This is a genomic window from Stenotrophomonas cyclobalanopsidis, from assembly GCF_008710035.1.
Classification (GTDB): domain Bacteria; phylum Pseudomonadota; class Gammaproteobacteria; order Xanthomonadales; family Xanthomonadaceae; genus Stenotrophomonas; species Stenotrophomonas cyclobalanopsidis.
This window is the reverse complement of the sequence record NZ_VYKI01000014.1, coordinates 96,293-104,937: the sequence shown is the minus strand read 5'-3', so window position 1 is coordinate 104,937 and position 8,645 is coordinate 96,293. Positions and strand designations below refer to the sequence as shown.

At 68.5% G+C, this 8,645-nt stretch carries 7 protein-coding genes and 1 rRNA gene; 2 read left to right on the top strand and 6 right to left on the bottom strand.

Annotated features, from left to right (window positions below; translation table 11 throughout):
- Positions 1 to 195 (bottom strand): 16S ribosomal RNA (locus FJU31_RS12350); the annotation flags it as partial.
- Positions 196 to 836: 641 nt separating this feature from the next.
- Between FJU31_RS12350 and FJU31_RS12345 the strand changes: the two genes are divergently transcribed.
- Entirely contained in the window at positions 837 to 2,027 is a 1,191-nt protein-coding gene (locus FJU31_RS12345) for a benzoate/H(+) symporter BenE family transporter (RefSeq protein WP_150455008.1), read from the top strand.
- Here the strand turns inward: FJU31_RS12345 and FJU31_RS12340 are convergent.
- From FJU31_RS12340 to FJU31_RS12320, 5 genes are all read right to left on the bottom strand, one after another.
- Entirely contained in the window at positions 2,021 to 2,782 is a 762-nt protein-coding gene (locus FJU31_RS12340) for a GYF domain-containing protein (protein ID WP_150455007.1), read from the bottom strand. The genes FJU31_RS12345 and FJU31_RS12340 overlap by 7 nt on opposite strands.
- Before the next feature lie 31 nt (positions 2,783 to 2,813).
- Positions 2,814 to 4,973, bottom strand: coding sequence for a lytic murein transglycosylase (locus FJU31_RS12335; RefSeq protein WP_246161329.1), 2,160 nt, complete (start codon positions 4,971 to 4,973; stop codon positions 2,814 to 2,816).
- Positions 4,974 to 5,061: 88 nt separating this feature from the next.
- A complete protein-coding gene (gene egtD, locus FJU31_RS12330) occupies positions 5,062 to 6,042 on the bottom strand; it encodes an L-histidine N(alpha)-methyltransferase (RefSeq protein WP_150455005.1) in 981 nt (326 codons plus the stop codon).
- On the bottom strand, positions 6,039 to 7,310 hold the full coding sequence (gene egtB, locus FJU31_RS12325) for an ergothioneine biosynthesis protein EgtB (protein WP_150455004.1): 1,272 nt from the start codon (positions 7,308 to 7,310) through the stop codon (positions 6,039 to 6,041). The genes egtD and egtB overlap by 4 nt, the downstream gene beginning before the upstream one ends.
- A gap of 70 nt (positions 7,311 to 7,380) precedes the next feature.
- Positions 7,381 to 7,773 carry a YchJ family protein gene (locus tag FJU31_RS12320; protein WP_150455003.1) on the bottom strand — a complete coding sequence of 131 codons (393 nt, stop codon included), beginning with the start codon at positions 7,771 to 7,773 and terminating at the stop codon, positions 7,381 to 7,383.
- A gap of 82 nt (positions 7,774 to 7,855) precedes the next feature.
- Between FJU31_RS12320 and FJU31_RS12315 the strand changes: the two genes are divergently transcribed.
- Entirely contained in the window at positions 7,856 to 8,635 is a 780-nt protein-coding gene (locus tag FJU31_RS12315) for a sulfite exporter TauE/SafE family protein (RefSeq protein ID WP_188115496.1), read from the top strand.
- The last annotated feature ends 10 nt before the right edge of the window (positions 8,636 to 8,645 follow it).

Genomic DNA, 8,645 nt, shown 5'->3' with positions numbered 1-8,645 from the left:
ACCCGTAGGTCGTATGCGGTATTAGCGTAAGTTTCCCTACGTTATCCCCCACGAAAAAGTAGATTCCGATGTATTCCTCACCCGTCCGCCACTCGCCACCCGTAAGAGCAAGCTCTTACTGTGCTGCCGTTCGACTTGCATGTGTTAGGCCTACCGCCAGCGTTCACTCTGAGCCAGGATCAAACTCTTCACTTAAAACGACATGATCCGAAGATCAAAATTTAAAGCTGCAGATGATTGATGCTGGCAACGTATCGCTTGCTTTAAAACAATTAATAGTTGCTTGATCAAACGTCTGCAAGATGGACAATCATCCTTCCTGCAGGCGCCTTCACAAGATACCTGCGCATACTTTCAAAGATCAGGGGAAGTGGCCTCAGCGCCGTTCCCGTGTGCTGCGAAGTTTCCTTCGTAGCGAGCCGCCCATTATAGCCGGCTTTTCCGCTTCGTCAACACCTTTTTTCAAGGCCGCCTCACCGAAGTGGACGTTGTTGCCGATGCTGCTTCGTCGTTGGACCCGAAGGCCTTTCGTCGTTGCGAGCCGCCTATTATGCCGGACTTTTCGAGTCCGTCAACACCTTCGTTCGATCAACTCGTTCGGCGGTGTGGCGTCGCTGTTGGCGTATCGCTTCCGAGGAAGTTGCCACGCCGCAGCAAGGGAGCGAATTCTAGAGATCCTGCAGAATTCGTCAACCCTTTTTTTTCAGGAAGATGACAATCGCATCGCCTGTGCCGTGCATGGCACGCGTGCGGGCATCCCTGCGGCGTTGCCCGCGCGTTGCGCGGTCAACGCCGCAAGCGTTATGTATGTACGGATGCAGAGAGACGAGACAACGATGGGCACGCAGGTCAGTCAAGTGTGGTGGCGCGATCTTTCGGTACCGGCCGTCGTGGCCGGCTTCATCACGGTGCTGGTGGGCTTTGCCAGTTCGGCGGTGATCGTGTTCCAGGCCGCACAGGCCGTCGGCGCAGATCAGGCACAGATCGCGTCCTGGATGTGGGCGCTTGGCCTGGGCATGGGTGTCACCTGTATTGGTCTCTCACTGCGCTACCGGGTACCCGTGGTCACCGCCTGGTCGACCCCGGGTGCGGCGATGCTGGTGGTGGGTGCCGGTGGCGCCTCGCTGTCCGAGGCCACGGGTGCATTCCTGCTCGCCGCGGTGCTGGGGATGATTGCCGGCTTCTCGGGCATCTTCGCCCGGCTGATGCAGCGCGTGCCGATGGCGCTGGCGGCGGGCATGCTGGCCGGCGTGCTGCTGCGCTTCGGCCTGGACGTGTTCGTAGCGATGAACACCCAGGTCGTGCTCGCCCTGGCGATGTTCGCCATCTGGCTGGCCGGACGACGCCTGTTCCCGCGCTATGCGGTGATCGCCACCCTGCTGGTCGGCATCATCATTGCCGCCAGCCGGGGCCTGCTGCATGCGCAGGACCTGCACCTGCAGCTGGCCACCCCGCACTGGGTCACGCCCTCGCTGTCGTGGCAGGCGGTGGCCGGCATCGCCCTGCCGCTGTTCGTGGTCACCATGGCCTCGCAGAACATCCCCGGGGTGGCGGTAATGCGCGCCTCTGGCTACAGCGCGCCCATTTCGCCGGTGATCGGCTGGATCGGCGTGGTCAATACGCTGCTGGCCCCCTTCGGCGCCTATGCACTGAACCTGGCGGCAATCACTGCGGCGATCTGCATGGGCCGCGACGCCCATGAGGACCCCGCGCGCCGCTACACCGCAGCGATGGCGGCCGGCGCCTTCTACATCCTGATCGGCCTGTTCGGCGCAACCGTGGCGGCGCTGTTCGCCGCCTTCCCCAGGGAACTGGTCGCCTGCGTGGCCGGCATCGCCCTGTTCGGCACCATCGGCAACAGCCTGGCCAGCGCACTGGCCGTGGAACGCGACCGCGAGGCCGCGCTGGTCACCTTCCTGGTCACCGCTTCCGGCGTGTCACTGGCCGGCATCGGCTCGGCCTTCTGGGGCCTGGTGGCCGGCTCGCTGTGCCTGCTGGTGCTGCGCCCGCGGGTGCAGGCTCAGTAGGACGTCGGCAGGAACGCCATGCCCACCAGCAGCAGCAGGACCGCAGCAAGGCTGAGCACCAGGCCCAGCCAGCTGACGTCGCCGCGCCGGGCCAGTTCCTCCTGCAGCGCGACCGGGTCGCTGCCCTTCAGCGCGCGGGCCTGGGCGATCTGGCGCTGGCAGTGCCGCAGGTACCAGTGATTGGCGAACACGCCGGCAGTGACGCCCAGCGCCAGGCTTGAGATGGACGAGAAGGCCTGCGGCACACCGAGCAGGGCTTCGGCCACGCTGCTGGCCACCAGCACGGCGACCCACAGCATCGCCACCCGGTACATGCGCCGGTACATCATCCACGGCAGGCCGAACAGGAACGCGGGCCAGTGCCAGGTGCCGGACGCACGGGGCACGCCCTGATCCAGCCGCCAGCGCCGCCGGTAGACCGCGAAGTTGCGGCCGACCACCGCGGCGTACAGCGCCATGTCGCCTTCCAGCGGCTGGCTGTCCTGCGCGGGGCCCGCCAGCAGCGCCGGCGCCGTGTCGGGCGCGCGGTAGGGGTCGTCGATCCCACGGTCGACGACGACCGCCGGTGCGGCGACGTCGGCCGTCCGGGGCGGCGGGTCGAGTTCGGCCAGCGGGCGCCAGGTCGGCATGCCCTCGCACCAGAGCAGGGTGGCGGCCCCTACCCTGCCCTCGGCCTGCAGCTGGCGCAGGCCGGCAAGGTCGACCGGCCCCTCGCGCTGGCTGCTGTTGGCGTAGAACCACTGTGCTTCCTGCATGCATCGCTCCTTGTGGGTGACGGGGCCCCGCTCAGGGCTGGGGCTGGCTGGACATCACCTGCACCAGCACGTGGCGGCCGCCCGGGGCCACGGTCACGACATCCGGACCGGCGTTGGCGGCCTCCAGGCAGACGTACTCGCGCCAGCCGTCGCCGACGTCGGCCATCTTCGCGGCCGCTTCGGCGCCGGGGTTCCAGGCCACCAGCGCGCGGCTGCCTTCGGTACGCAGTTCGATGCGGCGCTTGAGCACCGGGTCGCGCAGCACGTAGCGGCCACCGGCCGGGCTGTAGATGCGGTCGCTGCGGCCCGGATCCCGCGGATCGCGCAGGGACCACGGCCCCTGCTGGCTGCGGGTCTGGGCGTAGTTCTCGTACTTGTCCTGGTAGGTCACCCCGTCCACGCCGTCCACTTCCACGCGGGTGGCGTCGCCCACGCGGAAGTAGTTGTGCAGGGCCTGGGTGAAGGTGGCCGGCGCGCTGCTGGTGTTTTCGGTGATCAGCTGCTGGCGCAGCTCGCGGCCCACGCGCACGGTCATGGTCAGGCGCAGGCCCAGATCCTGCAGCACCGGCGGCGCCAGGGTCAGCTCGATGCTGCCGTCGTCGAGGCGGCGCGCCTGCTGCAGTTCCCACGGCAGGGTGCGGACGAAGCCATGCGCCGGCACGTCATTGCCCTGGCCCTGGCGGCCGAAGTACGGCCAGCACACCGGGCTGCCGCCACGGATGGGCGTAGGCAGCTCGGCCCGCTTGGGCGACAGCCACATCACGTCGGGCTGGCCCTTGGGCACGTAGGACAGCAGCTGGCCGCCGAACACGCTGATGGCGGCGGTGGCTTCGGGGGTTTCCACCAGCCAGGCATCGAGTCCCTGGAACTGGCCGCTGCTGACACCCTGGATCTGTTGCACGGTGGATCGACTCCGTAAGGCCGGTGACTGCGCGGCACTGTAGTTGGCGGGAAGACTGAAACGGGTGGGCGTGGCCGGAGTACGCGGTTCGGCCTGCAGCGCGCGCAGGATGCGCTGGCCGGGGCGGCCATCGGCCTCGGCCCAGCCCAGGCGGCGCTGCTCGACCTGGATCGCGCGCCGGCTGGCGTTGCCGATCATGCCATCGGCACTGCCGATATCGTGGCCACGGGCCAGCAGCAGGGTCTGCAGCTGGCGGCGCTCGTCGCGGCCGAGGCCGGGATCATCGGTGGGCCAGGCGGTCGCCAAGCCGTTACCGCCGCGGAGGCGGTCGGCCAGGGTCGCGATGGCCAGCGCGTAGCTCTCGGCCGCGTTGTAGCTGTAGATCGCATCGTAGTTGCGGAACACCAGCAGCGCCGGGCCCTTGGCGCCGGCTGGCAGCAGCAGGGCCGCGCGGGCATCGGCCGGCAGGCCCTGCGGCGCGAGGGCGCTGCCATCCAGGCCGGTGATGCCCAGTGCACGCCAGTCGGCCAGCGCGCGACGCTGGGTGCGCCCGGCCTGCGCCGTCTTGAAACCCTCGGGAATACGCACCTCCATGCCCCACGGCTCGCCGCTGCGCCAACCAGCGCGCTTGAGATAGTTGGCAGTGGAGGCCAGCGCATCGGGAACGCTCGCCACCAGATCGCGGCGGCCATCGCCATCACCGTCAACGGCGATGCGCGCGTAAGTGCTGGGCATGAACTGGGTGTGGCCGAAGGCGCCGGCCCAGGAACCGGTGAGTCCCTGCGCCTGCAGGTCGCCCTGCTCGATCAGTTTCATCAACGCCAGCAGTTCGCCACGAAAAAAGGGCTGGCGACGGCCTGCACAGGACAGCGTGGCCAGCGACTGCAGCAGGGGGCGCTTGCCGAACACGCGGCCATAATCGCTCTCCACGCCCCATACGGCGACGATGGTGGCCGGATCGACGCCGTACTGCGCCGATACCCGCTGCAACAGATCGCGATGCTGCAGCAGCATGGCGCGGCCATCGTCCACCCGCGGGCGATCGACCAGGGCGGCCAGGTAATCCCAGATCGGCGTGGTGAATTCCGGCTGCGCATCCAGCAGCGGCAGCACGCTGGGGTCGGGCTGCAGGCCGGCGGTGATCGCGGTGAAGCGATCCGCGGCAATGCCCTGCTTGCCGGCCGTGGCCTGCAGCTGCGTCATGCAGCGGGCGAAGGCCGGATCAGCGGCGGGTGCCGGTTGCGCCGTCAACGGCGCGGCCAGCGCGGCGGCCAGGCCGAGCGTGGTCATCAAGGGCATGGCGTCCTCCGTGTTGCCGGGGCTGGGGCCATGTTAGCGCGGGTGGTGATGTGCCGCCGGGCATGGCCCGGCGCTACCGTCATGGCACGGAGGCGCGCAGCAGGCGCAGGCCGTACGCCGGATCGGACGCATTCCAGTGGGCGATGGTTTCCAGCCCGGCCTGCTGCAGCAGGTGGTTGAAGCTGGCATCGGTGTACTTGTGGCTGTACTCGACCCGGATCGGTTCGCCGGCCTGGAAGTGGAAGGTCTGACCGTCCAGGTGCACGTCCTGCTCGCGCTGGCTGACCAGGTCGGTTTCGATGCGCAGGCGCGCGGTGCTGTAGCGGGCCTGGTGGCGGAAACCATCGAGGTCGAAATCACTGCCGACCTCGCGGTTGAGGCGGGCCAGCAGATTGAGGGTGAAGGCGGCGGTGATGCCGTCGGCATCATTGTAGGCGGCCTCGATCAGCGCCGGGTCCTTGTGCAGGTCGATGCCGACCAGCGCCAGGCCGTCATCGCCCATGGTCTGGCGCATCGCGCGCAGCAGTGCGATGGCCTCTTCGCCGGCGAAGTTGCCCAGGGTGGAACCGGGGAAGAACAGCAGGCGCCGCGCAGCCTGGCGTTCCGGTTCGGGCACCTGCACCGGGCGGGTGAAGTCGGCGCAGACCGGCAGCATCTCCACCTGCGGCAGCGCCGGGGCCAGGTGGTCGATGCTGGACAGCAGCGCGGCGCGCGAGATTTCGATGGGGGTGTAGGCCACCGGATCGTGCAGGGCGGCCAGCAGCAGGGCGGTCTTGCGGCCGCTACCGCTGCCCAGTTCGACCACGTGGGCATGCGCGCCGACGGCGCTGGCGATCTCCGGCAGCACCCGGTCGAGCAGGGCAAGTTCGGTGCGCGTGGGGTAGTACTCGCGGGTGTGGGTGATCTGCTCGAACAGGCGCGAGCCACGCGCGTCGTAGAAATACTTGGACGGCAACTGGCGCGCGGCGCACGAGAGGCCGGCCACGGCGTCGGCCATGATCTGCTGGCGGCCGGGGGTAAGGTCGGTCAGCGCCTGCAGCGCGTCCTGCACGGTACTCATGGAAGATCCCTCGCCAGGCGCACGCCGGAGAACTGCCAGCGCGCCGGTGGATTGAAGAAGTTGCGGTAACTGCTGCGTACGTGGCCGCGCGGGGTGGCGCAGCTGCCGCCGCGCAACACCCACTGGCCACACATGAATTTGCCGTTGTATTCGCCCAGGTTTCCGCCGAAGGGCTGGAAGCCGGGGTAGGCGCCATAGGCGCTGGAGGTCCATTCCCAGACATCGCCGAAAAGCTGGCGCAGGCCCGTGCCCTGCCCCGCGTGCGGATGCAGCCGGTCGTCATCGGCGAAGTGGCCGCTGGGCGGCTGCGTGGCGGCGGCCGCTTCCCATTCGAATTCGGTCGGCAGCCGTGCCTCATGCCAACGCGCGCAGGCGTCGGCTTCGTAATAGCTGAGGTGGCAGACCGGCGCATGTGGATCGAGCGCGCGCCAGCCGCCGAGGGTGTACTCGCGCTGCAGGTCGTCGTGCCAGTACAGCGGGTGCTGCCAGCCTTCGGCCTCGCACAGGGCCCAGCCTTCGCTGAGCCACCAGCGCGGATCGCGGTAGCCGCCGGCATCGACGAAGGCGCGGTACTCGCCGTTGCTGAGCGGGCGCTCGGCGATGGCGTGTGCGGGCAGCAGTACGCGGTGCGGCGGCGATTCGTTGTCGTAGGCGAAGGGCGCGTGCTGCGGCCAGCGCGCTGCGCCGACGCTGACGATGCTTTCTTCCCGTGCAACCCAGCCCTGTGCGCTGGCCGCGCTGGTGACCGCCGCGAGATCTTCGCGATAGGGCGGCTGCAGCGGGTTGCACCACAGGGCGTGCTTGATGTCGGTCAGCAGCAGTTCCTGGTGCTGCTGTTCGTGCTGCAGGCCCAGCTGCAGGTGCTGCAGCGCCTCATCACCGAGGTCGCCGTCGGCCAGGCGCGCCAGCACCTGCTCATCGACGTGCCGGCGATAGTCGCGCACCTGCTGCAGCGAAGGCCGCGACAGCAGGCCGCGGCGCGGCCGGGCATGGGCCGGGCCGAGGCTCTTGTAGTAACTGTTGAACAGGAAATCCCAGGCCGGATCCCACGGCTGGTGGCCACGTACGCTGGCCAGCACGAAGCGCTCGAAGAACCAGGTGGTGTGGGCCAGGTGCCATTTGGCCGGGCTGGCATCGTCCATGCTCTGCAGCATCGCGTCTTCGGCGCTGAGCGGTGAGGCCAGCTGCTGGCTGCGTCCTCGCACATGGGCGAAGTGGCTGGCGAGTTCACGCTGCGGGGCAGCGACGGCGAGGGCTGAGCTGTCCATGGGCACCAGCTTCGGCTGCTGCGGGTGAGCGCGATGTCATGGCCAGGTGGATGCTTGAACCATCAGGGGTTCATACCGCATCGAGGTAGTACCAGCGGCCGTCGATGCGCAGGAAACGGCTGTGCTCGGTCATCCGCACCGCGCTGCCACCGCCGATGCGGTAGCGGGCGGTGAAGCGGACCTCGGCACTGTCCGCGCCGGTGACGGTGTGTTCGTTCACGGTCAGGCCCAGCCACTGGGTGCGCTGGCCTGGTGCCTCGTCCAGCGAAAGTCCGGCCGGGCGCGTGTCCGGGTGCCAGGTCTGGCGCAGGTAGTCGGCCCGCTGGCGTACGTAGGCGCTGTAGCGCGAACGCATCAGGCGCTCGGCGTCCGGGGCGGCCTCGCCAGCGTGGTAGCGGCCGCAGCAGGCGGCATAGTCGGCGGGCAGGCCGCAGGGGCAGGGATCGGCGGGTGTACGGGTCATGCCGGTATTGTCGCGCGGTACGCGGCCAGCATCCATCGGCGATAGGCGTATGCTGTCGCCCCCCATCCAAGTGTCGATCGCCGTGCTGGAACTGGTTCCCCCTGAGTTGTGGTGGTTGGTGGTGATTGCCTTCATCGCCGGCCTGGTCGATGCGGCGGTGGGCGGCGGCGGGCTGGTGCAGCTGCCGGGCCTGTTCACGGTGCTGCCGCAGCAGACGCCGGCGATGCTGTTCGGCACCAACAAGTTCAGTTCGATGTTCGGCACCGGCGCGGCGGCCTGGCGCTATGCGCGCAACGTGCGCTTCCCGTGGAAACCGGTGCTGTTCGCCGCCGGCACCGCCTTCATCTTCTCCTTCGCCGGTGCCACCGCGGTCAGCCTGCTGCCCAAGGAGGCGGTGCGGCCGCTGGTGCTGGTGCTGCTGGTGGCGATGCTGGGCTACACGCTGTGGAAGAAGGATTTCGGTGCCCTGCACCGGCCGCAGGAGATCGGCCGCCGCGAGCTGTCCATCGCCCTGGCCATCGGTGCGGCGATCGGCTTCTACGACGGCTTCTTCGGACCGGGCACCGGCAGCTTCCTGATTTTCCTGTTCGTGCGCTTCTTCGGCCTGGATTTCCTGCGCGCCTCGGCGGCGTCGAAGGTGGTGAACCTGGCGACGAACGTGGCGGCGATCTCGTTCTTCGTCCCCACCGGCAACATCCTGTGGCTGTTCGCGCTGCCGATGGCGGCCGCCAACATCTTCGGTTCGGTGGTGGGCACGCGGCTGGCGCTGAAGGGCGGCACGCCGTTCATCCGCAAGCTGTTCGTGGGGCTGGTGGTGGTGCTGATCGCGCGGATGGCGTGGGATACGTTCCGCGGAGCGTAAGGGCGCAACA